This window comes from Pseudoalteromonas gelatinilytica (genome assembly GCF_001641615.1).
Lineage (GTDB): Bacteria > Pseudomonadota > Gammaproteobacteria > Enterobacterales > Alteromonadaceae > Pseudoalteromonas > Pseudoalteromonas gelatinilytica.
Window position 1 is genome coordinate 291,857 of record NZ_LRRU01000022.1, and the last position, 25,152, is coordinate 317,008.

Here is a 25,152-nt window from a genome sequence, read left to right on the forward strand (position 1 = left end):
GCTTTTACTTTACAGTGAAAAGTCCGTACAATTCGCCTCGTTTTTAGTGACGCTTTTAACGAGATGAATTCAAGCCGTATGCATCAGATTGCTGACTTAATCGCTATTTTTGAAAACACTTTTTATCAAAGCCATAACACGCGTTTGATAAAGGGTGATGATGAACCTATTTACCTACCTGCTGATGAGCAAACGCCTTATCACCAAATTGTGTTTGCCCATGGTTTTTATGCCAGCGCCTTACACGAAATTGCCCATTGGCTAGTGGCTGGAGAGGCGCGTCGGTTAAAAGAAGATTATGGCTATTGGTATTGCCCTGATGGCCGTGATAAGCACCAGCAAGCTGAATTTGAAGCGGTTGAAGTAAAGCCCCAAGCTATCGAATGGGCGCTCAGTACCGCAGCGGGTTTCGATTTTAATGTATCGGTAGATAATCTTAATGGCGAGCAAACCTGCCGATTTGATTTTCAAGCGCGGGTTCACCAGCAGGTGTTGAGCTTTTTAGCATCTGGCTTTAATCAGCGCACAACAGCACTGCTTAACGCATTGAGCGATTTTTATAATACCCCATGGCCATTAACGGCTGCACAGTTTACATGGCAGCGTGATTATCAGGACAACCCAGGAGCTTTATCTAATGCAGTTTAAATTAGGTTTAATTGTAAACCCGGTTGCCGGCTTAGGTGGCAGTGTCGCATTAAAGGGCAGTGATGGCGCAGAGACAGCTGCAAAAGCAATGCAACTTGGCGCTGAGCCAAAAGCAAACTTACGCACCAGAGCAGCGCTTGAAGTACTGCTTGCCCATCAAGATGACTTAACTATTTACACTGTAAACGGTGAAATGGGTGAGCAAACTGCAAGCCAACTTGGTTTTAATACTCATGTTATTTACCAAACAAATGATATCACTACACCTGAAGACACAGAGCAGGCTGCTAAGTTATTAGTTGAGCAAGGTGTCGACCTTATTTTATTTGCGGGTGGTGATGGCACTGCTCGCAATATTTGCCACGCGGTTGGTGATAGTACCCCTGTGCTGGGTATTCCTGCTGGTTGTAAAATCCATTCTGGTGTTTATGCAATAACCCCCAAAGCAGCTGGACGTGTTGTTGAGATGCTAGTTAAAGGTGAACTTGTAAGCCTTGGTGATGCCGATGTGATGGATATCGACGAAGAGGCATTTCGCGAAGGTACAGTAAAGGCTAAGCGCTACGGCGAAATGCAAGTGCCAAGTGAAGTGCGCTACGTACAAGCGGTTAAAAATGGCGGTAAAGAAACCGATGAATTAGTGCTTGCCGATATAGCTGCCTATGTTGTTAGTGAAATGGATGAAGACTGCTTGTATGTGATGGGCAGTGGGTCTACAGTCGCGGCAATTATGGAAGAAATGGGTCTTGAAAATACCTTGCTAGGCGTAGACTTAGTGGCAGACCAAGAGCTTGTTGCGCAGGACTTAACTGCCCAGCAATTACTTGAGCTCACAGAAGGTAAAGAAACCAAGTTGGTGATCACTTTAATTGGTGGCCAAGGCCATATTTTCGGTCGAGGTAATCAGCAATTAAGCCCGGCACTTATTCGTGCCATTGGTCGCGACAATATTATTGTGGTAGCGACGAAAACTAAATTACAGGCCTTGAATGGCCGACCACTGATTGCCGATACGGGTGATAGTGAACTAGACGATGAATTAAGTGGTTATATTCGAGTAACCACAGGTTTTAATGACCATATTATGTATGCAGTGGGTCATCAAGATGGGCTGCACCCAGAGGAGAAGTAACAATGAGTTTAGTAAGTTATATTGATGCAGCGCAGCAATATTTTGATGATTTAGTCGATAAAGCAACAGACGACGAGTTATTTGCTGGTGGCTATTTGCGTGGTCACTTTGACTTAGCTGTAGGCTATGCACAAGTAGAAGAATTAAACTTATCGATTGATGAGCTAAACAATCAAGTTGAATCTAGCCTCGTTAAAGCTTATCGCAACGGCGAGCTTAACGAAGAAGATAAAGAGCTTGTTGTGCGTCTGTGGGATGAAGTAAAAGCACTTGCAGCTTAATTGACTTAAATAGAATCTAAAGAAGCGGCCTTTTGTCGCTTTTTTTACATATTCACATTACCTTTATTGGGTAATTCCATTAACTTAAAATTTACCTCATTGCACAGATGCGTTAAGGTAAAAAAGATATTTTTCCAGGGAATTTGAAAATGAATAACAATAATGATGTGCAGGCACCAAGTGGTGCAATCGCACGTTTTCTAAATACGATTGAAAGGGTGGGTAACAAACTACCTGATCCGGCGATTATATTTTTAGTCGCAATGCTGCTTATTTGGTTTTTATCTTGGCTCTTTTCGGGCACCACATTTGATGCAATCGACCCGCGCACCGGTGAAGCGATTGTAGTGCATAACTTATTAGCAGGGGATTCCCTTGCCACCTTTTTGTCTTCAATGGTGAAGACCTTTACTGGCTTTGCGCCGCTTGGTGTGGTGCTGGTTGCTATGTTAGGTGTTGGTGTTGCTGAGCATTCTGGCTTTATCAATACTGGCCTTAAATTAATGTTAAAGGTTACGCCTAAGCAGCTTTTAACACCGTCTATTATTTTAGTGGCGATTGTCAGCCATACCGCTACGGATGCGGGTTATGTATTAGTGATCCCACTTGCTGGGGTAATCTTCTATGCGATGGGGCGTCATCCGCTTGCTGGTATTGCTGCAGCATTTGCGGGGGTAAGTGGTGGCTTTAGCGCAAACTTTATTCCGTCTGGGATTGACCCGTTACTGCAAAGCTTTACCCAAAGTGCCGCACAAATTATTAACCCAGATATGGCGATTAACCCGCTCAATAACTGGTTTTTCACCTCAGCTTCGAGCTTATTTATTATCTTATTAGGCTGGTATATCACAGATAAAATCATCGAGCCGCGTTTACAAAACACGCCACTTGATGGAGATACTGAAGACTTACCTGCATTTGATGAAGCGCGCAGTGATGAAAAACGTGCGTTTTATATTGCAAGTACAGTGATGATTGCTGGCCTTGCTTTACTTTGGTTTGTTTCGGCCCCAGCAGACTCTGCGATGCGAAGCAGCGATGGCTCATTAACTAATTTCCGTTCACCGTTAATGCAATCAATTGTACCGCTTATCTTCTTACTGTTTTGGATCCCAGGTGCCGTTTACGGTTTTGCCGTGGGTACCTTCAAAAGCTCTAAAGATATGATAGATGCAATGAGCAAAGCGATGAGCGGTATGGCTTATTATATTGTTATGGCGTTCTTCTGTGCGTTATTTATTGCTGCATTTAGTAAATCAAACCTAGGTGCATTACTTGCAATTGAAGGAGCAGAGCTGTTAAAAGCAATGGCACTACCAAGCTCAGTAACGGTGATCGGTATTATCTTTTTAACGGCGTTTGTGAACCTGTTTGTTGGCTCAAGCTCCGCAAAATGGGCGTTACTAGGACCAATATTTGTACCCATGCTGATGCAACTGGGTATTTCACCTGATTTAACGCAAGCTGCCTACCGTGTAGGTGACTCAAGCTCGAATATCATCACGCCACTAATGCCATACTTCCCATTGGTTGTTGTGTACTGTCAAAAGTATGTAAAAGGCACCGGTATCGGCACCTTAATCGCGATGATGTTACCGTACTCAATCGCCTTCTTAATCGGTTGGAGTATCTTCTTACTCGCGTATTGGGGCTTAGGCATCCCACTTGGCTTACAATCAAGCTACGCATACCCAGCCATCGGCTCATAAGGATTAAAGTAACAAAGCCTCAGTCATCCAGCGTGAGGCTTTAAAAATACTGAAGGCTGATAGCTGACGGCTGACAGCTTTACTTTAGACACAAAAAAACCTTGTCACTCTCATGACAAGGTTTTTTTATTGCTTAAAGCTTCAATTAGTTCGCAGTGAAGCTCACTGGACGACGCTCTTTACGAGGGCCACCACGTTTTTCACCACGATCTTTGAAGTTACGCTTTTTATCACCACGATCACCGCTTGGGCGCTCAGAGCGAGGTGCAGCAGTTGGCGCTGGACCTTGATCTTGTGTTAAAGACATATTCATTGGGCGCTTACAGATAAACACCTTTTGGAAATGGTCTAACACGTCTTTTGGCATGTTTTGCGGTAACTGAACCGTACTGTGCGTGTCATGAAGACGGATATCACCGATGAACTTGCTCGAGATATCAGCTTCGTTAGCAATCGCACCAACGATATTTTTAACTTGTACACCGTGCTCACGACCTACTTCGATACGGTAAGTATCCATAGGACCCATGTTACGGCTGTTGCGCTCACGTGGCTCACGAGGTTTACGCTCGCGTCCTTGACGGTCGCCACGCTCAGCACGATCACCACGTTCGTTACGACGACGGTCGTTACGCTCGCCACGCGGTTGAGCTTTAACTTCTTCAACCTTGATTGGTGATTGTTGCTGCGCTAAACAAAGTAATGCACCTGCTAAGTCTTCAGCACTTAACTCAAGTTTTTCTGCCATATCAGCAGCAACTTGATTGAAGAAAGTGATGTCTTTGTTTTCAAGAGCAATTGTTAATTTGTCTTGAAGTGCTTTGATACGCTTTTCTTCAACTACTTTAGCAGTCGGTAATTCAACTTGTGCGATATCTGATTTCGTATGACGAATGATATTTTTAAGTAAATAACGTTCGTTATGTTTTACGAAAAGAATCGCTTTACCTGTACGACCCGCACGACCAGTACGACCAATACGGTGAACGTAGGCTTCTGAGTCTTGTGGAATATCGTAGTTGATTACTAGGCTTAAACGGTCAACATCAAGACCACGTGCAGCAACGTCTGTTGCAATAACGATATCAACTAGGCCGTTTTTCAAACGGTCTACTGTGCGTTCACGTGCTTGTTGGTTCATGTCACCATTAAGTGGTGCAGCAGAGAAACCTTCATGCTCAAGTAATTCAGCTAATTGTACAGTGTCGTTACGTGTACGTACGAAAACAATCGCGCCATCGTATTGTTCAGCTTCTAAGAAGCGAACGATAGCTTTGTTTTTGTGTACGTGTGCATTCCAAAATACTTGTTCAACAGTTGATACAGTTGAGTTACGAGCAGAAATATGAACTTGCTCAGGCTCATTCATGTACTTGCTGCTGATATTTTGAATTTGCTTTGGCATAGTCGCAGAGAAAAGACATGTTTGCTTTTCACGCGGCGTTTGCTCCATGATACTTTCAACATCATCAATGAAGCCCATGCGTAACATTTCGTCTGCTTCATCAAGAACAAGGGCTTGTAAGCTCTCAAACTTGATTGTGCCACGGTTAATGTGGTCGATTAAGCGGCCTGGCGTTGCAACAATGATTTGCGCGCCACGACGAAGTGCACTTAATTGGATGCTATAGCTTTGGCCACCATAAAGGGCTAAAACTTCAACACCACGAGTATGCTTAGCATATTGTTCGAATGCCTCAGCTACTTGGATCGCAAGTTCACGCGTAGGCGTTAAAACAAGGATCTGTGGCTGTTTCACAGACGGGTCAATATTATTTAGTAACGGCAGAGCAAATGCTGCTGTTTTACCTGTACCCGTTTGCGCTAGTCCCAGTACGTCCTTTCTTTCTAGCAATAACGGTATACATTGAGCTTGGATTTCAGATGGAGTCTTGTAACCCAACTCTTCAACTGCTTTAAGGATTGCAGGAGAAAGATTTAGAGATTCAAACGTGACTGGTTCTGACATTAATACGCCTCAACGAATTTAAAGAGGCGCGCATTGTATAGGAAATACAAGGCAATTGCTTGTATAAATTACAACTAATTTGTATGTGGTTGATGTTGGTCATAATTTAATCAGTTTAAATTTGCCAAAATCAACCACGTTTACAATTTATTGATATAACCCTAAATTTTCTTTAGCGTACGCTTCGAATTCAGTGAAGCCACCAATGTGGGCTTGGTCAATAAAAATCTGTGGTACAGTTGGGCAAGGTTTGCCAGCAGACTGTTCTAAATCTGCTTTGCTGATACCTTCTTTAATGATATCGATGTAACGGTATTTAAAATCGTCACGCTCGTTAGCTAGTTTTTCAGCAACGTCTTTTGCACGAACACAGTATGGGCAGCCTTCACGGCCAAAAATTACAGTTAACATATCGCTCTCCTCGATGTGAATGTGTTTATCTGGTTATCATCTTAACGAATTAAATGAATAAAAACAGTGCATAAAATCGATTGCTCTGTTCTGTTTTTTCTCATTATTAGCGATTGAGCTAATCAAGCGTTCGCATTCTAAGACCCAGTTCTGTTGAGTAACCCATAGAATGTGCAGTAATGGCCAATTGCTCATCAATAACATAATAAGTTGGGTAAGCACTGATTTTGTAATCTTGACCTGTACTTTTACTGCCAAGCAATACAGGCATAGTCAAATCGAGCGAATCCGTAAACTGTTTAACTTCGGCAATGCTTTGGTAATCGAGAGCAATCGCTATCGCATTAAGCTTACCTTGCTGATAGGCGGTCTCTAAATTCGGCATACTGTAACGACAAATTGAGCACCATGGCGCAAAGAAATACACCACTGTTTGCTTGCCTTGTAATTGTGCAATGGTCATCCGCTCTGTCTGATCTTTTAACGTGGCTAAATTAAAATAAGGGGCAGGGGTTTTATCAGTTGAGAGTAAATTTCGTTGTTGAAATAAGGTTACGGCATACACAATGACCGCCATTAAGACGACATTTTTTAGCACACTGATAAATTTTTTTAAAAAAGTTGGATTTTTTTTCATTGTTATTTTGTACGTGTTTAGCCCTTTAAAATCAACTTATTCAGACCCGTTTGAGGGTGTTTAAATTTCATTTAATTTAAAAAAATTGCAATTTTTTTTGCTAAAAATCTTGAAAAGATTTTGCCCGCCCATAAATAGTTTAGTGAGGACGCCTGATGGGTCCCAATCAAACTAAAGTAATTGAAATATATAGTATTAATTTAACTTTGTTAGCGCTGGTTCAAAAGAAGAGTACTAACAAAATATCGCTTAAATATGAGGATATAATTATGCGTACAGTAGACTTATCACCACTTTATCGTTCATTCATCGGTTTCGATCATTTAGCATCATTAATGGATGCGGCAGCACGCACAGACAAGCAGCCAAGTTTTCCTCCGTATAACATCGAAGCACTCGATAAAGACAAATATCGTATCACTATGGCCGTAGCAGGTTTTAGTGACAGTGAGTTGACCATTGAGTCAGAAAACAACACCTTAAAAGTTAGCGGTACTAAAGCTGATAAACAAGATAATGCGGAACGTAAGTTTATTCATCAAGGCATTGCAGAGCGTAACTTTGAACGTAAGTTCCAGTTGGGCGACCACGTTAAAGTACTTGGCGCTGACCTTGAAAATGGCTTACTAAGTATCGATTTACAACGTGAAATTCCAGAAGCACTAAAACCACGTAAAATCGAAATCGGTAACGGTAAATTACTCGAAAATAAGTAATTTCCAACAGCATTGTTTCCCCTAGTTAGTTTTGCCGCCTCATCTGAGGCGGCTTTTTTCGTTATGCTTTGCAATTAATTCTGCTTGCATCGTCTTTAAAGCCGAAATTTTATCGACGGCTTCATTAAGCTTATCTTCTGACAATCCCGCTTGCTTACCACGTTCTAAAAGGGATTCGAGAGTAGCAATTTTACTTTCTGCGGCATCAATAAAGCGAAGCTCTAGTTCAGTTTGCTGCGCTTGATGATATTTCTGATATGCTTTGTGATCATTAAGATCACCTGTAAACCGCTTTGCTTGCTGGGGCTGCTTTGCAATAGGGGCTATATAATCAGGTGTGGTGATTATCGCTTTGATGCTGGCATTGTCGATTTGCTCAATGGCTGGGTGGGCTTGCTTTTCGAGCGTGCTGGTCAGTGCTTGCTGATCATGAACATCTTTCTTTTCAACCTCAACGGACATCGGTGCTTTTTTAGCTGGCGCTAAACTAATAGGGTGAGTTTGCAGATGAATAACAACGGCAGCGCTGAACAGTACCATGAGTGCTAAAGCTAACCATTTCATAGCTTAACGCCATGGTGTGTTTGCCACGCCAACCATTGTTGTTGATAGCTGCTTTTGGCTTTTTCAATTGCGATGGCTTTTTTAGCTTGATAGCGCACGGTTTCGTCATTTGCGTTAAAGTAGCCAAAAGTATGATCATAGCTCATTACTACCACCCATAAACCATTCGGTGAGCGTATTACCTCACTCAACTGTTGAGGTTTTTGTGTGAAAGCTAATTGTACTGCCCAATTTCGTTTATGCTCTCGGGTTAAGAGGTTTTTATATTGAGTGTAAATATCGGGCTGATTTAATTGCTTTAGTGCGTGTTGTATTGAACTTGTTTCTGCTTGCTTTCTAAATGCTAACGCTGCTTCTCTTTCGGTAAATTCGCCGCCATGGGCCTTAACCGATTTTAGATAATGAAATTTTTCTTTGTGTTGTTGGTAATATTGCTGGATTTCAGTGCCAGTTACGGTGCTTTCTAAGCGAGTTAGTACTGGGCTATCAACATGCATAATACCTTTTATGCCTAGCCAGCTTTGAATTGAAGGTCTTAAAATATCGCCCATGGCGATAGAATAAAGATGGGGTAGCGAAAGTTGCCGTGTTTGTAAGACTACGTCAGCTTGCTTTAAATGCAAAATAAATTGTCGATGTTTTAAAATTTCGGTTTTGAACAAGTCGCTATCCCCTTGATGCAAACGAAAGCGAGTCTGCATAGAAAGAGGCGCAATAAATTCGTACAGCGTCATTGAGTTTTCAAACAAATTGAGTTTAATAGCATTGAACTGTTTGATTTGGTTATCACTGTACTGACCATTTAGCGGGTATTGCCCTAAGTTGGTTTTCAGCCAGTGTTTATCAAATGGTTCAAGCCCTGTTGTAGCTGGTTTATCGGTGAGATTTAGCTGATGAATAAACAGATTATCTAAGTAGCGCATAACATGGTAATGAGTCGAAAAGCCAACGCTTGCTTGGCGCTCTACAAGCTCTGGCATGTTTTTCTGTGCGTACTCAAGTAAAAATTGATTTTCGTAAAGGCGTTCACGTGTTTGCTGTTTGCTAATCTCAGGGCGTTGTTCTTTGTAGACCTGCCACATGAGATCAATTTCAGATTCCGTGTATTGATTAAACGCAGCAACTGCTAGGTTGCTAAAAAGCAAACCTAGCAGTGCTGTCAAAATGTAAAGCCCACGCATTATCGAGCAACCATGGCATGATTAAGTAGGTGAACCACCATTGCAATCGCATGAGGAACCACTTGTTTTGCAGTATCGAGTCGGTCGTAATGATCTTCTGAATTTAACACGATCCCACCTTGTGCATACGAAAATGCCCCACCTTGGGTTAATAAGGGACGTACATCAGTTGATTGTGTATCTAATGCTGCAAAGGTCGCCATTGCTTGTGTAACAAGTGCTGGATCATTGAGGTTTTCTTGGTCGTAATAATCATTCACCCAACTTTCCCAGCTTGAGTGATTTAAATCAGAGGTTGTCCAAGTATGATGAGGCTGGAGTAAATCGGTGGTGTGAAATACAAAACCTAAAATCTGTGGATTTCCGCTTTGTAAGTAACTTTGATACCAGTATTGCCCTAAGTTATCGATAGGTTGGAATGGCATTTCCTCAAAATCATCATACATGCTGTAACTTGATTGGCTATCTATACGGTAATGGGCTTCAGTAACGCCATAGCTATTATATTTTGAAGAGTCAGCATTGAACCAGCCTGTTTCGCCACCTTTACCATCATCTAGGTAATCGCCTTTGAGCCATGTCGCTGCAAGATTATCAACCGTCCCCCACACCGTCAGCTTTTGATAGTTGTAGCCACCAAAGTCGTTGCCGTGTTGATCAGCACCTTGCGTGTGATTTTGAAAGTGCCAATAACTGGTGTATTTCACGATACTTTCTGCAGCACCCCAAACTGGTGCTTGTACACAAGAACCTGTAATAGCACCACAAAAAAACGTGTCCTCAAAATCATCGACGTCATAGGCTGCTTGACCAAGTAGCTCGCCAAGTTGAGTGATAGTCATATTATTTTGCTGTGCATAGCTGGCTAACGCAGCGTATTGTGTTGTGCTTGGGTGTTGTTGCATGTAATTAACAGCATCAATCACTATACGTTTGTGGGTTTCTTGACTAAACGCATGTACGTTACTGCTGCATGCAACTAAAAACGCTGCGCTAATAAGTGTTTTTTTCATTGTGTCCTCATAGTGTTATTTAATATGCAGCGCTATTAAAAAAGAGCGTGATTACACTAGAGTGACAGAAAAATTAAACATTTAATTAACAACTTTACCTATTTTGGTTCTTTGTCATTACAGCTTTTCTAGATTATCTAAGCACCAGCTAGCGCGCTTGAGTGTTGCTTGCTGAACAGATTCATCTTGTTTATACCAATTGTTATAGATCATACCGATGCGTGGGTTTTGTGATAGTTGCTGTTCGTGCTCTAACATAAAATGCCAATATAAACTGTTGAATGGGCATGCATCATCAGTGGCTTTTTCTTTGATGTTGTAGCTACAGTGTTTGCAATAATCACTCATTTTGTTGATGTAATTACCACTGGCCGCATAGGGTTTAGTTGCAATTAATCCACCGTCAGCAAATTGACTCATTCCTCGTGTGTTGGGCATTTCTACCCATTCTATTGCATCGATATAAATACCCAGATACCAAGCATCCACTTCACTCGGTTCTATAGCGGTTAACAAGCAAAAGTTACCCGTGATCATCAAACGTTGAATGTGATGCGCATAAGCCGTTTGCAAGCTTTGTGTAATGGCATGGTGCATACAATTCATGTTTGTTTTGCCATGCCAAAAATAGTCAGGTAGGGCGCGCTTGGCATTTAAGGCATTTTTGCTGGCGTAATCAGGCATATTTTGCCAATAAATACCGCGTACATATTCACGCCAACCAAGGATCTGACGGATAAAGCCTTCTACTTGTGCAATATCAATCTGCTGTTTTTCAAAGCTGGTTAATACCCGCTTGATGACTTGCATCGGGTGCAGCATTTTGGTGTTTAAAGCAAACGATAATCGGCTGTGATACAAAGACCATTGATGCGCTGATTGGCACGTCATAGCATCCTGAAATTGACCAAAATGCACCAGTAAATGGTCGCAGAAGAAATCGAGCAATTGTTTTGCTTCAGCGCGGGTTGTTGGCCAGATAAGTGTTTCACTACACTCACCAAAGGTGTTTACTTGGTGCTTTTCAATCCGTTTTAGAATGTGGCTTACATTATGGGCGAAGCATAAGGGGGCGGGAATTTCTTTAAGATCGCTTGGTTTTAACTTGTTTCTATTTTGCTGATCAAAATTCCACTTGCCACCACGAGGTTGGTTATCATCGTCCATTAAAATAGTAAAACGTTTGCGCATAGCACGATAAAAAAACTCCATTTTTACCGGCTTATTTGGCTTAAAGTGCTGGTCAATGTCATTAAAAGGTAGTAGAAAGTGTTCCGAATCAACCGCATTGACATTAAATTCGCTCTGCTTTGCAAAATCAGCGAGTTGTTGTTTCAGGCGGTATTCGTCAGGGTATTGGTACTCTATATTGTGGCACTGATAATGCTTAGCTAACCGGGTGAGTAGTTCAGGTAATGAAGCATCGTTTTGTGTGTCATCAAGTGTAAGGTGCAGACAGTTTAAGTTTGCTTTTGTAAGTGCTTTGGCAAAGTTTTCCATTGCTGCGAAGAAGGCGACCACTTTTTGCATATGATGCTTTACGTAGTCTGTTTCTTGTTTTAACTCAGCAATGACATACAGCGTATCTGGTTGTGATTTTTCTTTAAACCAGCTGTGGCTTGCATTAAGTTGATCGCCAAAAATAAATCGCAGGGTAGAGTATTGCACTTCTAAAAACCTTTGCAGCAAGTAATCTAGGTAGTTACGAAATAAACACCAAGATAGATCGATAATTTTAGTCTATATATAAGGTACTATTATGAAGTTCATAATGAGTCATTTACTAGGGAAGGCATGACATGACACTTATTCCATTAAAGCTAAACTTATTATTTATAAGTCTCTTAGTTTGCCAAACAGCGCACAGCACTGTGTATCACTGTGAGAAAAATGGTATTGCTGAATTTAGTCAACAGCCATGCGGCAAAGATGCAAAGCTAATAACTATAAAAGAGCAAAACCCACACCTTTCGAGCTCGTCAGAAAATACTGCACAACCATCAGCAGATAAAGATACTGCAGAGGTTGATCGTTACATTCGTTTAAAGCAAATTGATGCACAAATAGCAGAACATAACAATAAAATTGACACATTCAAGCTCAAAATGGACAGGGAAATAGTGGCTTTATCTGAGCAATCAGATGCTCAGCTACGTAACTTGGTAGGGGCTAAAAAACAAGCGGCTATTGCCAAGCAAATGACCGCGGTATCTGAGCGTTACGGCGTGCTTATAGACAGTGAGCAGCGCAGTATAGATAGACTCACGGCTGAAAAATACACGTTAACTTCATCTGCAAATACGGTTGCTAATAATGAGGTTGCTAGTTTTATTCGCTCAAAACAAATTATGCGTAAAATTTCAGAGCATGAAAATAAAATAGATACTTATCAAAGTGAGTTAAACGTACAAATCTCAGAGCTTGAGCAACAATTAAATAGCCGCCCTCGAAATTTAGCTGATGCAAATAGCGATAGTGCCTTAGCAGACAAAATGACTGCGCTAACTAGCCGCTTTAATACGCTTATCGCCATTGAGCAAAAACAAATCGACAGACTCAACAGCGAATTAACTAGGTTATGAGCTTAAACGTGCCGGACAATACGCGCTAAACGACACCACATTTGAGTAAGCAAACAAGTAACTTTTGACAATATTGGCAAATATACGCATAGCTTGCAGCCAAGCATGTTTTAATTGCGTGTTGATGTGATGCATATACGATTTGCGGGTTTCGATAAATGCGTCGCAAAGGATATCGATGTCCTCAAACGACACATTTAAAAAGCTGAGATTATTTGCTAGATAATGAATAAATGGCGTCACTTGCAATAGATCATCAAGGTGGCTCACTACTTTGTTAAGCGCGCAGTACAAGATATAACTGCGTTTAGTTATACTTTCGTGTTCAGGCACTGACATGGTTAATTTACGTGAACAAAGACTACGATGATATGCGCTTGTAAACTGATGAAAATCGGGTTTTAGCAATTCAATATCTTGTTGTAGCAGTCTTTTTTGAAACGAAGAGAGACTCATAGTAAATCGCTTAATAGCCAAGGCTATAGGTTGTTCTTATTATATGACTAAATATAGACGAGATTTTTCGGTAATGGGAAATTTTATGACAAGGTTGTCATAAAATTTTTAGGTAAAAAATAGTCTAACTAATTCATGCCGGAAGGTTGCTAATTGAGCGTTACATGCTTATAATAGCCGCCATTGAATTGAGGTGTTTATCGCTCAATCAGACGATATTAAGATACTTTTAATATCAATTGGCGCGGGATGGAGCAGCCTGGTAGCTCGTCGGGCTCATAACCCGAAGGTCGTCGGTTCAAATCCGGCTCCCGCAACCAAATACATGCTAAGGCATTGTTGAGTGTACTTAGTATACACAGTAAGTTTTTACTGTATGAAGTCGCGCATTCTGGTAATGCGCGTTTTGCGTTTAGGCTATCTAGTTTAATTTAGTCAGGTGACTGACTCGCAACCAAGCTTGGCCCTAGGCCACACAGTTTTATGCTTTAGGTGTGACGCCCCGCTTGGTTCGGGGCGTTGTTGTATCTGCTTGGCGGTGATTTTAAATCATTATTAAACTCAGTATTTCAGGGCTATATGCCCTTTTTTTGTTTGTATGGAGGATTTTCGTGACAAAACTTGAGCAAGATTTAGTAGCCATGCTCTCACCGGCCGTTGAAATGTTAGGCTTTGAGTTACATGGTCTTGAGTTTGTGCAAGCTGGTCGCCACTCTACATTACGTGTTTATATCGATCACGATGCAGGGATTACGGTGGACAATTGTGCCGACGTTAGTCGTCAAGTTAGCGCAATTTTAGACGTCGAAGACCCAATTACAAATGAATATGATTTGGAAGTTTCGTCTCCTGGTGTTGATCGTCCATTATTCAAACAAGATCACTACGAGAAGGCGCAAGGAGAAGAAGTACGCGTGCGTACAAAGCTTCCACAAGATGGTCGTCGTAATTTTAAAGGCGATTTAGTATCAGTTAGCAGTGATATGATCACACTTTCAGCAGATGGCACTGAGCATATGATTATGATCAGTAACATTGAACGTGCGAACATCATCGCAAAATTTTAATTCGAGTGCGAAGGAATAGGGCAAGCGAGGCATAACCCATGGCAAAAGAAATATTATTGGTTGCTGAAGCCGTCTCCAATGAGAAAGCGGTTCCAAAAGAAAAGATTTTTGAAGCGTTAGAGTTCGCATTAGCGACTGCTACAAAGAAAAAACACGATGGCGAAATTGATGTTCGCGTATCAATCGATCGTAAAACAGGTAATTACGACACGTTCCGTCGTTGGAAAATTGCTAACGTTCTTGAAGATGGTTCACTAGAACATCCTTACAGCGAAATCACGCTAGAAGCAGCACAAGTTGAAGACCCGTCTTTACAACTTGGTGATTACGTTGAAGAGCAAATCGAATCAATTAAATTTGACCGTATTACAACACAAATGGCTAAGCAAGTTATCGTACAAAAAGTACGTGAAGCTGAGCGTGCATTAGTTGTTGAAGAATACAAAGACCAACAAGGCGAATTAGTAACAGGTGTTGTTAAAAAAGCAACCCGTGACGCTATCGTACTTGACCTTGGTAACAATGCTGAAGCGGTTATCTACCGTGACGATATGTTACCGCGTGAAAACTTCCGTCCAGGCGACCGTATCCGTGGTCTTCTATACGAAGTTAAGCCAGAAGCACGTGGCGCGCAGTTATTTGTAACGCGTTCTAAGCCTGAAATGCTAATGGAACTTTTCCGCATTGAGGTGCCAGAGATTGGCGAAGAGATGATTGAATTACGTGCCGCAGCACGTGATCCGGGTTCTCGTGCGAAAATCGCTGTTAAATCTAACGACAAACGTATCGACCCAGTTGGTGCGTGTGTTGGTATGCGTGGTGCACGTGTACAAGCTGTATCAAGTGAGCTTGGTGGTGAGCGTGTTGATATTGTTCTTTACGATGACAACCCAGCGCAATTCGTTATCAACGCAATGGCGCCAGCTGAAGTTGCGTCAATCGTAATGGACGAAGATACGCATTCAATGGATATCGCTGTTGAAGCAGACAACCTTGCACAAGCAATCGGTCGTAACGGTCAAAACGTACGTCTTGCTAGTCAGTTAACTGGCTGGGAATTAAACGTAATGACAGTAGATGACATGCGTGCGAAGAACGAAGCTGAATCAGACAAGCTAATCAACTTATTCACTGAATACCTAGACATCGACGATGAGTTTGCAACATTACTTATCAACGAAGGTTTCTCAACGCTTGAAGAAGTAGCTTACGTACCAGCTTCTGAGTTCTTAGAAATCGACGGTTTAGACGAAGAAACAGTTGATATCTTACGTTCACGTGCAAAAGACGCGTTAACCACGAAAGCACTTAAAACAGAAGAAAGCCTAGAAGGTGCAGAGCCTGCAGAAGACCTACTAGCACTTGAAGGTTTAGAGCGTCACCTTGCTTTCGTAATGGCAAGCAAAGGTGTTGTTACACTTGAAGACTTAGCTGAGCAAGGCATTGATGAGTTAGTGGATATCACTGACCTTTCAGAAGAAGAAGCTGGCAAGCTAATTATGGCTGCGCGTAACATTTGTTGGTTCGCAGACGAGTAATTTATTAACGGAGGTATTACACACTATGGCAGAAGTAAATGTTGAAAAACTAGCCGGAGATATTGGTACAACTGTTGATAAGCTACTACAGCAGCTTGAGCAAGCCGGTATTCCTAAAAAAGCAGGTGATATGGTAACTGAGTCTGAAAAGTCGACGTTATTAGATCATTTGAGCAAGCAGCATGGCGGCACGGGCTCTGAAGGTCCAGCTCGCATGACTTTGCAACGTAAGAGCAAAAGCACGCTGAGCGTGACTGGTTCAACAGGTAAAGCAAAGTCTGTACAAGTTGAAGTACGTAAAACACGTACTTACGTTAAGAAAAGCGCCATTGAGCAACAGCAAGAAGAAGAGCGTTTAGCTGCTGAGGAAGCTGCACGTAAAGCAGCAGAGCTTAAAGCCCAGCAAGAAGCTGAAGAGCTTAAAGCGAAACAAGAGGCAGAGCGCAAAGCGAAAGAAGAAGCTGAGCGTCAAGCCAAAGAAGAGGCTAAACGCAAAGCTGAGGCTGAGCGTAAAGCGAAACAGAAGCAGATGACCCCAGAGCAAAGTGCTAAGTCTGAAAAAGATCGCGCCGAAGCTGAGCGTCTGCAAAAAGAAGCAGAAGAGGCCGCATTGAGAAAAGCTGAAGAAGAAGCGAAACGTCAAGCAGAAGAGGCAAGAAAGCTAGCTGAAGAAAATGAAGCTCGCTGGAAGAAGGAAGAAGAAGAGCGTATAGAGCGTGAAAAGAACGCTGATCACCACCTTACGACTTCTTCATACGCACGTGCAGCAGAAGATGAGTCTGATGCTCGCGAAGAGCAAAGTGCTCGTCGTGCGAAGAAAAAGAAAAAAGGACCTCAAAAAGAGAAGCCATTAACTTCTGGTCCTAAAGGTAAAAAAGGTAAGTTAAAAGCACCTACCTCATTACAACACGGTTTCCAAAAACCAACAGCAGACGTGAAAAACGAAGTACGTATCAGTGAAACAATCACTGTTGCAGAGCTTGCATCACGTATGGCGGTTAAAGGTGCTGAAGTTGTTAAAACAATGATGAAGATGGGTGACATGGTTACCATCAACCAAGTGATCGACCAAGAAACAGCACAACTTGTTGCTGAAGAAATGGGCCACAAGGTTATCATCGTTAAAGAAAACGAATTAGAAGAGAAAGTACTAAACGACCGTAGCGAAGAAGGTAAAGCGCTTCCTCGTGCACCGGTTGTAACAGTAATGGGTCACGTTGACCACGGTAAAACGTCAACACTTGATTACATTCGTTCAGCAAAAGTTGCCTCTGGTGAGGCTGGTGGTATTACACAGCACATCGGTGCATACCACGTTGAAACAAATGGTCACATGATCACGTTCTTAGATACTCCGGGTCACGCCGCGTTTACATCAATGCGTGCTCGTGGTGCGAAAGCAACGGATATCGTAATCCTAGTTGTTGCTGCGGATGATGGTGTAATGCCACAAACTAAAGAAGCGGTTCAGCACGCCCGTGCTGCTGGCGTTCCTTTAATCATCGCAGTTAACAAGATGGATAAAGAAGGCATCGACCCAGATCGCGTTAAGAACGAATTAGCACAGCTAGACGTTATCCCAGAAGAGTGGGGTGGTGACACGCAATTCGTACATATCTCTGCAAAAACAGGTTTAGGTATTGATGACCTACTTGAAGCAGTATTAATGCAAGCTGAGATCCTAGAATTAACTGCACCAACTGAAGGTATGGCGGCAGGTGTTGTCATTGAATCGCGTCTTGATAAAGGCCGTGGTCCAGTTGCGTCAATTCTTGTTCAGTCTGGTACGCTTAACCAAGGTGATATCGTACTGTGTGGTCTTGAATATGGCCGTGTTCGTGCGATGAAAGATGAAAACGGTAAAGACATCAAGTCTGCGGGTCCATCTATCCCAGTTGAGATTTTAGGTCTATCTGGTATCCCTGCGGCTGGTGACGAAGCAACGGTAGTTAAAGATGAGCGTAAAGCTCGTGAAGTAGCGCTTTACCGTCAAGGTAAATTCCGTGAAGTTAAACTTGCTCGTCAGCAAAAAGCGAAGCTTGAAAACATGTTCTCTAACATGACTGAAGGCGATGTATCTGAAGTTAACGTAGTACTTAAAGCAGACGTTCAAGGTTCAATTGAAGCAATTGCTGATTCATTAACTAAACTATCTACTGATGAAGTTAAAGTGAAGATTGTTGGTTCAGGTGTAGGTGGTATCACTGAAACTGATGCAACACTTGCAGCGGCGTCAAACGCAATCGTTGTTGGCTTTAACGTTCGTGCTGATGCATCAGCTCGTAAAGTTATTGAGTCAGAAAACCTAGACTTACGTTACTACAGCGTTATCTACAGCCTGATTGAAGAAGTTAAACAAGCGATGTCAGGTATGCTTGCACCAGAATTTAAGCAAGAGATCATTGGTCTTGCTGAAGTTCGTGACGTGTTCAAGTCACCTAAGATTGGTGCAATCGCAGGTTGTATGGTTACTGAAGGTATCGTTAAGCGTAGCGCGCCTATCCGTGTACTTCGTGATAACGTGGTTATCTATGAAGGTGAACTTGAGTCACTACGTCGCTTTAAAGATGACGTACAAGAAGTTCGTAACGGTATGGAATGTGGTATCGGCGTTAAGAACTACAACGATGTTAAAGTTGGCGACCAAATCGAGGTATTCGAGACGGTTGAAGTACAACGTTCACTTTAATTTCGTTTAAGTCACTATTTTAAATGGGGGCCTAGCCCCCATTTGTGTATTCGTAATTAAATTAACTTATTCTTTAACATCAATAAGTTATTATTTTAGAGTGAAATGAAATGAGAGAATTTTCTCGCACTGATCGTGTTGCACAGCAAATTCAAAAAGAGATTGCTGTTATTCTTCAACGCGAAATCAAAGATCCACGCTTAGGCATGGTGACAGTGTCTGCGGTTGAGGTATCTCGCGACTTATCTTACGCAAAAGTATTTATCACAGTGTTTAACACTGACGATGAAGATAAAGCCAAGCAAAGCGCTAAAATCTTAAATGAAGCAACGGGTTATATTCGTTCTTTATTAGGTAAACGCATTCGTGCGCGCATCATGCCTGAGCTACGTTTTGTTATTGATAACTCGCTTATGGAAGGTATGCGTATTTCAAACTTGGTTGACTCAGTTATCCGTGAAGACAATGCTAAGCATGTAGACGAAGACGGCAGCGAAGAAGGCACTAAAGACTAATGGCTAGACGCAGTAAAGGTCGTGCTATTGACGGCATCTTATTACTTAATAAGCCGCAAGGTATTTCATCGAACAAAGCATTGCAGCAAGCAAAGGGAATTTACTTTGCTCAAAAAGCAGGCCACACCGGTGCGCTTGATCCGCTCGCGACGGGTATGCTGCCTATTTGTTTTGGTGAAGCGACTAAGTTTACCCAGTTCTTGCTTGATACTGATAAAACCTATGTTGTGCGCGCCAAACTTGGTGAGCGAACCACTACCTCTGATTCAGATGGTGAAGTGGTTGAAACGCGCGAAGTATCGGTCACGCGTGAACAATTAGCTGAGCAAATTGCCAGCTTCTTAGGTGAGTCGGATCAATATCCTTCGATGTACTCAGCGCTTAAATACCAAGGTCAGCCTTTGTATAAATATGCCCGTGAAGGCATTGAAGTACCCCGTAAGTGTCGAAAAATTAATGTATTTAGTTTAACGCTTGATGAGTTTGATGAAGCGAACAACGAAGTACAAATGACGGCACATGTGTCGAAAGGTACTTATATTCGTACTATTGTTGATGATTTAGGTGAAAAGCTCGGCTGTGGTGCGCATGTTATTATGCTGCATCGTAGTGCGGTAGGGCATTATCCAAGTGAGAAAATGGTTACCCTTGAGCAACTTGAAGAAAAGCTACAACAAGCGAAAGCTGATGATGTTGCGCCTTCAAGCTACCTCGATGAGTTATTACTGCCAATGGATACTGCTTTGGTTGATTTACCTGTGATTGAAATTACCCAAGAGCAGGGCGTGGCATTTAGCCATGGTCAAACCGTGGTTATTGGTAAGCCTGTCCCCGATGGTGTGGTTAAAGTCATGGCTGATGGCGTGTTCATTGGCACTGGTGAGCGTCATAAAGACGGCCACTTAAAATCAAAACGCGGTTTATCAAATCAACTACCTGAGTAAAGATTACCTTGTAGTTATGAGCAAAGCTGGGTAGAATACGCCCCGCTCAATCGTTTTGGCTGAATTAGTGATCGGCTAAAACACAATTTAAATTAATTTTTGGAGTTACTATGTCACTAAGCAATCAAGAAAAAGTTGAAATCATCGCTAAATTTGCACGCGCTGAAGGCGACACTGGTTCACCTGAAGTACAAGTTGCACTTCTAACTTTCGATATCAACAAGCTTCAAGGTCACTTTGCTAGCCACAAGCACGACTTCCACTCACGTCGTGGTCTTCTTCGCAAAGTAAGCCAACGCCGTAAACTGCTTGACTACCTTAAAGGTAAAGACATTGCACGTTACACTGCGTTAATCCAAGAGCTTGGCCTACGTCGCTAAGAACTAGATTACGAGAAAAGGGGCTATTTAGCCCCTTTTTTTGTGCGCGTATGAAAGGTATACTAGCGCACACCTAGGGAGTGGATGCTTCCTAGATATCAAAAAACATCATTGCCAATTGTAGTACTTAATTGATTTTTCTTAAGTTTAATTAAGTACTGTAATTGGTACTTTGATGGACTATTTTTTACCAATTCGGAGCACTGCTCTGAGTTGCTTTTACATTTAAAGGACATTTTTAAGTGCAAGCAATTATTAAAGAATTTCAACTAGGTCAACACACTGTGACCCTAGAAACGGGTGCTATCGCTCGTCAAGCTGACGGCGCAGTACTAGCAAGCATTGGCGACACTTCAGTATTAGTTACTGTTGTTGGTAAGCGTGATGCACAACCAGGTCAAGACTTCTTCCCACTAACAGTTAACTACCAAGAGCGTATGTACGCTGCGGGTCGTATCCCTGGTGGTTTCCTTAAGCGTGAAGGTCGTCCAAACGATGGCGAAACGCTAATCGCTCGTCTAATCGACCGTCCAATCCGTCCACTTTTCCCAGACGGTTTCGTAAACGAAGTACAAGTAATCGCGACAGTTGTTTCTGTTAACCCAGAAATCCAACCTGACATGGTTGCTATGATTGGTACTTCAGCAGCACTTGCTATCTCTGGTATTCCATTCAATGGTCCTATCGGTGCATCACGTGTTGGTTTCATCAACGGTGAATACGTACTTAACCCAACACTCGCTGAGCTTGAAGAAAGCCAATTAGACCTAGTTGTTGCTGGTACTGATAACGCAGTACTTATGGTTGAATCAGAAGCTGAAACGCTTTCTGAAGACGTAATGTTAGGTGCGGTTGTTTATGGTCATGAGCAATCTCAAGCTATCATCAACGCAATCAACGAGTTTAAAGCTGAGGCAGGTAAACCAGCTTGGGATTGGACTGCTCCAGAGAAAAACGTAACACTTGCTGAGAAAATCTCTGCAATCGCTGCTGAAAAAGTAGGTGAAGCATACCGCATCACTGACAAAGTAGCGCGTAAAGAAGCGCTAGGTGTAGCGAAAGAAGAAGTCGTTGCTACATTAACAGCTGAACTTGCTGAAGGCGAAGAGCTAGATACGCAAGAAGTTGGCAAACTATTCGGTTCTTTAGAAAAAGAAATCGTTCGTGGCCGTATCATCGCTGGTGAAAAACGTATCGATGGTCGTGAACCAGACATGGTTCGTGCACTAGACGTAATGACGGGTGTATTACCACGTACTCACGGTTCTGCAATCTTCACGCGTGGTGAGACGCAAGCACTTGTGACTGCAACACTTGGTACTGAGCGTGATTCACAGTTAATCGACGACTTAACAGGTACTAACAAGCATCACTTCATGCTTCACTACAACTTCCCTCCGTTCTGCGTAGGTGAAACAGGTTTCGTAGGTTCTCCTAAGCGTCGTGAAATCGGTCACGGTAACTTAGCTAAGCGTGGTATTGCTGCAGTATTACCAACATTAGCTGACTTCCCATATTCAATCCGTGTTGTTTCAGAAATCACTGAATCAAACGGTTCATCGTCTATGGCATCAGTATGTGGTACGTCACTAGCACTTATGAACGCGGGTGTACCAATCAAAGCATCTGTTGCTGGTATCGCGATGGGTCTAGTAAAAGAAGGCGAAGATTTCGTTGTTCTTTCAGACATCTTAGGTGATGAAGATCACTTAGGTGACATGGACTTTAAAGTAGCAGGTACTTCAAACGGTATCACTGCACTACAAATGGATATCAAGATCGAAGGTATCACTAAAGAAATCATGCAAATCGCGCTTAAACAAGCGAAAGCTGCACGTCTACACATCTTAGGTGTAATGGATGAAGCGATTTCTGCTCCTTCTGAAGAGTTATCTCAATTCGCACCACGCATCTACACAATGCAAATCCCTGCGAAGAAAATTGCTGAAGTTATCGGTAAAGGTGGCGCAACTATCCGTCAACTTACTGAAGAAACGGGCACAACGATTGAAATCGAAGATGACGGTACAATCAAGATCGCTGCAACTGACGGCATGAGTGCAAACGAAGCTATCAAGCGTATCGAGCAATTAACTGCTGAACTAGAAGTAGGTGCTATCTACACTGGTAAAGTTGTACGTATCGTTGATTTCGGTGCGTTCGTTAACATCCTTCCGGGTAAAGACGGTCTAGTGCACATTTCACAAATCAGCACAGAGCGTGTTAACAACGTTACTGACCACCTAAGCGAAGGCCAAGAAGTTAAAGTTAAAGTTCTTGAAGTAGATCGCCAAGGTCGTGTACGTCTAAGCATTAAAGAAGCAATGGAACCAGCTGCTGAAGAAAAAGCAGAAGAGCCAAAAGACGCTTAATGATGATTGAATAACCAGTTATTTACTGGATATAAGAAAAAGGGGCTGTTTAGCCCCTTTTTTTATGCTTTAATGAAACCTATCCGCTTCGCCTTTGTCTACAGAGAATTCAGGTATTAAGGAATTTAATGATTTTTAAACACTTAGCATTGACCGCTGTGGCTATTTTTTCTTTAAGTGCATGTCAAACAACCTCACAACCTGAGTCAGTCCCTATTGTTAATGTGCCTTTCACTGCACCTTTAGCGCCTGATTTTCGTAATGAAATTACAATTGCTCGTTATTCTGAATTATTAAATCGTGCTGATTTAAGTAGCGAACAACAAGCAAAACTTTATTATGACCGTGGCGTATTATTTGACAGCTTAGGCATGTCGACATTGGCACGTATTGATTTTAATCGTGCAATTAAGCTCAAACCTGATTTAGCAGAGGTGTATAACTTTTTAGGGATCCACCACACATTAATGCAGCAGTATGAGCAAGCGTATGAGTTTTTTGATTCAGCACTTGAATTAAATGAGCAGCATGAATATGCCTACCTAAATCGTGGTATTGCGCTTTACTACGGTGAGCGTCCATTACTTGCACAAGATGATCTTCAGCAGTTCCTTAACCGTTCACCGAGTGATCCGTATCGTGTTTTATGGCTTTATTTAGCTCAATCAGAGGCCGATAAAGCACAAGCCTTGATTGATTTGAAAGCGAATGCACAAGGTGTTGATGAGTCGCAATGGGGCTATCAATTGCTGGCACTTTATTTAGGTGATATCAGTGAATTTGAATTCTTATCTGGCATCATCGAAGGCGTTACTTCCGAGCAAGAGTATGCGCATCGCCTGTGTGAAGCTTATTTCTACCTAGCTAAGTTACATCAAGCGGCGGGTAACGACTACCTCGCAGCTGATTACTTCAGACTTGCCCTTGCCACCAATGTGCATGAATTTGTTGAATACAAATATGCCCGTTTAGAGCTTGAGTTAATGGCTGGTGAAAACGCAAGCTAAGTTTTTTTTTAGTGTTATTCTGATACTGAGCTTGGGGTGTATTTCAAGCTCAGTGCCTCGTTTTATTCCTGCCTATCTTTACTACGCGAACGTTAATCCTTCACAAGCAACGGCTATTTATTATCTTGCACCAAGTGCGATAAATGCCCAGCAATTAGAATTAAGTAACGCACAACTTCGACAGCTTGCACAGCTTAATGACAGTAGCGCAGCGTATCAACTTGCACTCAGGTTTTTACAACACGGGGATTACAAGGGGGCAAAACTATGGTGGCAGCCTTACTTTTCTGACTTCACAACCACACAGCAACTCACGTTATCAGATAAGCTTGTTGCAACAACGCAATGGCATGAACTCGCTCGCCTTTTTCAGGCCGGTCAATTACCACAGGGCAGTGCAAAACAGGCTTTTCTATTGCATCAAAAAATGCCGGTTGAGCAAATAACTTCTGCGTATGCGCAGCAACAACAGTTTGTGTTATCGGCTGTGCATTTACAGCCAAGTGATCAATGTCGGTTTAATGTTCTAATGATGACAGATCACTACAAAGGCATCGCGACCTTAAAGCACTTTAAACAGCAATACACTAATAAACCTGAGCCAGCAAAGGGGAGCTTTTGTTTCACCGACATTGTCTATGTGGCAGATACGTTTAACTGTGATGGCAGCAGTGGGGCACTGAGCTGTAACTGGCAAAATGCGGCAGCGCGTTCATGGCCTGCGGGGTTTGATTTTATTGTCATGATGTCGCAGCAAGGAGCTGCAAATGTGCTTGGCGGGATCATGCATATCAACTCATCGCAATCTTATGCGGTGTTTTTACATGAGTTGATGCACTTTAATGGTTTTGAAGATGAGTATGCGTTACCAGAGCAAAAACAGCAGTGGCTTTGTAAGCAGCAAGGGCAGGTTGCGCCCAATTTGTTTATTGCTAACCAATCTTCTCCTCCTAAAGGGTGGCAAAAGAGTCTCGCCTGTGGCAATAAAAAAGCGTATAAGCCCAGCCCTAACTGGTCAATTATGCAATACCAAACGATGGGGTTGTCAGCGCAATATCGGCAACTTTGGCAAAAACAAATTAACCAGCCCTTAACACAGCCTGTTCGGTTTTCTGAATATTTTGCATTTTTAGGAGTAAAGCCTGTATTTACAACGGCTTCAAGAGAACAGAAATTTTCTGACTAATCGTCTATTTATTGCTATTTTAGTATGCGAGTCGGTTAAAGTTTGAGCAAATAGGTCTGTCTCCTATAGACAAAATAGCCCCTGATCAGTATAACTGTACGCACTATAAGCTTTTTTTGAAGCCAACTTTAAACCATCCAAATGAACAGTACGCA

The 25,152-nt window shown here is 42.3% G+C and carries 23 protein-coding genes and 1 tRNA gene; 16 read left to right on the plus strand and 8 right to left on the minus strand.

The genetic code is table 11. The features are described 5' to 3' along the window. The first annotated feature begins 78 nt into the window (after positions 1-78). The 4 genes from NH153_RS18625 (at position 79) to NH153_RS18640 (ending at position 3,770) form a co-directional block, all read left to right on the plus strand. The gene (locus NH153_RS18625) at positions 79-648 is read left to right on the plus strand and encodes an elongation factor P hydroxylase (RefSeq protein WP_063707205.1); all 570 of its coding nucleotides are present in this window, start codon (positions 79-81) and stop codon (positions 646-648) included. Further along, on the plus strand, positions 638-1,780 hold the full coding sequence (locus NH153_RS18630; protein ID WP_063706732.1) for an ATP-NAD kinase family protein: 1,143 nt from the start codon (positions 638-640) through the stop codon (positions 1,778-1,780). The genes NH153_RS18625 and NH153_RS18630 overlap by 11 nt, the downstream gene beginning before the upstream one ends. A gap of 2 nt (positions 1,781-1,782) precedes the next feature. Further along, complete coding sequence (locus NH153_RS18635) at positions 1,783-2,061, plus strand: YfcL family protein (RefSeq protein ID WP_054553188.1); 279 nt, start codon at positions 1,783-1,785, stop codon at positions 2,059-2,061. Between the two features lie 149 nt (positions 2,062-2,210). Beyond that, positions 2,211-3,770, plus strand: a complete 1,560-nt coding sequence (locus NH153_RS18640; protein WP_063706734.1) for an AbgT family transporter — start codon at positions 2,211-2,213, stop codon at positions 3,768-3,770. Positions 3,771-3,915: 145 nt separating this feature from the next. Here NH153_RS18640 and NH153_RS18645 read toward each other — a convergent pair whose 3' ends face one another. From NH153_RS18645 to NH153_RS18655, 3 genes are all read right to left on the minus strand, one after another. Then, positions 3,916-5,739: a DEAD/DEAH box helicase gene (locus tag NH153_RS18645; protein ID WP_063706736.1), complete on the minus strand. Its 1,824-nt coding sequence runs from the start codon at positions 5,737-5,739 to the stop codon at positions 3,916-3,918. Positions 5,740-5,886: 147 nt separating this feature from the next. After that, entirely contained in the window at positions 5,887-6,150 is a 264-nt protein-coding gene (locus NH153_RS18650) for a GrxA family glutaredoxin (RefSeq protein ID WP_054553185.1), read from the minus strand. A gap of 118 nt (positions 6,151-6,268) precedes the next feature. Further along, positions 6,269-6,727, minus strand: coding sequence for a TlpA family protein disulfide reductase (locus NH153_RS18655; RefSeq protein ID WP_240494389.1), 459 nt, complete (start codon positions 6,725-6,727; stop codon positions 6,269-6,271). A gap of 329 nt (positions 6,728-7,056) precedes the next feature. On the opposite strand from NH153_RS18655, the gene NH153_RS18660 reads away from it, so the two are divergent. Beyond that, the gene (locus NH153_RS18660; RefSeq protein ID WP_063706740.1) at positions 7,057-7,503 is read left to right on the plus strand and encodes an Hsp20 family protein; all 447 of its coding nucleotides are present in this window, start codon (positions 7,057-7,059) and stop codon (positions 7,501-7,503) included. Between the two features lie 39 nt (positions 7,504-7,542). On the opposite strand, the gene NH153_RS18665 is transcribed toward NH153_RS18660, so the two are convergent. The 4 genes from NH153_RS18665 to NH153_RS18680 form a co-directional block, all read right to left on the minus strand. Beyond that, positions 7,543-8,067: a hypothetical protein gene (locus NH153_RS18665; protein WP_063706743.1), complete on the minus strand. Its 525-nt coding sequence runs from the start codon at positions 8,065-8,067 to the stop codon at positions 7,543-7,545. Continuing rightward, positions 8,064-9,248 (minus strand): peptidylprolyl isomerase, encoded by a 1,185-nt coding sequence (locus NH153_RS18670; protein ID WP_063706745.1) that lies wholly within the window; start codon positions 9,246-9,248, stop codon positions 8,064-8,066. Before NH153_RS18670 ends, NH153_RS18665 begins: the two co-directional genes overlap by 4 nt. After that, positions 9,248-10,261, minus strand: a complete 1,014-nt coding sequence (locus NH153_RS18675) for a phospholipase C/P1 nuclease family protein (protein WP_063706747.1) — start codon at positions 10,259-10,261, stop codon at positions 9,248-9,250. Before NH153_RS18675 ends, NH153_RS18670 begins: the two co-directional genes overlap by 1 nt. 117 nt (positions 10,262-10,378) lie before the next feature. Then, positions 10,379-11,929: a cryptochrome/photolyase family protein gene (locus NH153_RS18680; protein ID WP_171038272.1), complete on the minus strand. Its 1,551-nt coding sequence runs from the start codon at positions 11,927-11,929 to the stop codon at positions 10,379-10,381. Positions 11,930-12,060: 131 nt separating this feature from the next. Between NH153_RS18680 and NH153_RS18685 the strand changes: the two genes are divergently transcribed. Beyond that, positions 12,061-12,843 carry a hypothetical protein gene (locus tag NH153_RS18685; protein ID WP_063706752.1) on the plus strand — a complete coding sequence of 261 codons (783 nt, stop codon included), beginning with the start codon at positions 12,061-12,063 and terminating at the stop codon, positions 12,841-12,843. Here the strand turns inward: NH153_RS18685 and NH153_RS18690 are convergent. Further along, positions 12,838-13,299 (minus strand): globin, encoded by a 462-nt coding sequence (locus tag NH153_RS18690; RefSeq protein WP_063706754.1) that lies wholly within the window; start codon positions 13,297-13,299, stop codon positions 12,838-12,840. The two genes, NH153_RS18685 and NH153_RS18690, sit on opposite strands and share 6 nt — an antisense overlap. Before the next feature lie 243 nt (positions 13,300-13,542). On the opposite strand from NH153_RS18690, the gene NH153_RS18695 reads away from it, so the two are divergent. The 10 genes from NH153_RS18695 (at position 13,543) to NH153_RS18740 (ending at position 24,997) form a co-directional block, all read left to right on the plus strand. Continuing rightward, positions 13,543-13,619: transfer RNA gene (locus NH153_RS18695), tRNA-Met, on the plus strand. A gap of 291 nt (positions 13,620-13,910) precedes the next feature. After that, complete coding sequence (gene rimP, locus NH153_RS18700) at positions 13,911-14,366, plus strand: ribosome maturation factor RimP (RefSeq protein WP_054553177.1); 456 nt, start codon at positions 13,911-13,913, stop codon at positions 14,364-14,366. Positions 14,367-14,404: 38 nt separating this feature from the next. Next, complete coding sequence (nusA, locus tag NH153_RS18705) at positions 14,405-15,904, plus strand: transcription termination factor NusA (protein ID WP_063706756.1); 1,500 nt, start codon at positions 14,405-14,407, stop codon at positions 15,902-15,904. Between the two features lie 25 nt (positions 15,905-15,929). Continuing rightward, entirely contained in the window at positions 15,930-18,593 is a 2,664-nt protein-coding gene (gene infB, locus NH153_RS18710) for a translation initiation factor IF-2 (RefSeq protein WP_063706758.1), read from the plus strand. Between the two features lie 110 nt (positions 18,594-18,703). Next, a complete protein-coding gene (gene rbfA, locus NH153_RS18715; protein WP_063706760.1) occupies positions 18,704-19,108 on the plus strand; it encodes a 30S ribosome-binding factor RbfA in 405 nt (134 codons plus the stop codon). After that, a complete protein-coding gene (gene truB / locus NH153_RS18720; protein ID WP_063706762.1) occupies positions 19,108-20,052 on the plus strand; it encodes a tRNA pseudouridine(55) synthase TruB in 945 nt (314 codons plus the stop codon). The genes rbfA and truB overlap by 1 nt, the downstream gene beginning before the upstream one ends. Positions 20,053-20,162: 110 nt before the next feature. Further along, positions 20,163-20,432 carry a 30S ribosomal protein S15 gene (rpsO, locus tag NH153_RS18725; protein WP_054553172.1) on the plus strand — a complete coding sequence of 90 codons (270 nt, stop codon included), beginning with the start codon at positions 20,163-20,165 and terminating at the stop codon, positions 20,430-20,432. 242 nt (positions 20,433-20,674) lie between these two features. Next, complete coding sequence (gene pnp, locus NH153_RS18730) at positions 20,675-22,804, plus strand: polyribonucleotide nucleotidyltransferase (protein WP_063706764.1); 2,130 nt, start codon at positions 20,675-20,677, stop codon at positions 22,802-22,804. A 128-nt stretch (positions 22,805-22,932) separates the two neighbouring features. After that, a complete protein-coding gene (gene nlpI / locus NH153_RS18735) occupies positions 22,933-23,811 on the plus strand; it encodes a lipoprotein NlpI (protein WP_063706770.1) in 879 nt (292 codons plus the stop codon). Then, positions 23,795-24,997, plus strand: a complete 1,203-nt coding sequence (locus NH153_RS18740; protein ID WP_063706772.1) for a tetratricopeptide repeat protein — start codon at positions 23,795-23,797, stop codon at positions 24,995-24,997. Before nlpI ends, NH153_RS18740 begins: the two co-directional genes overlap by 17 nt. The last annotated feature ends 155 nt before the right edge of the window (positions 24,998-25,152 follow it).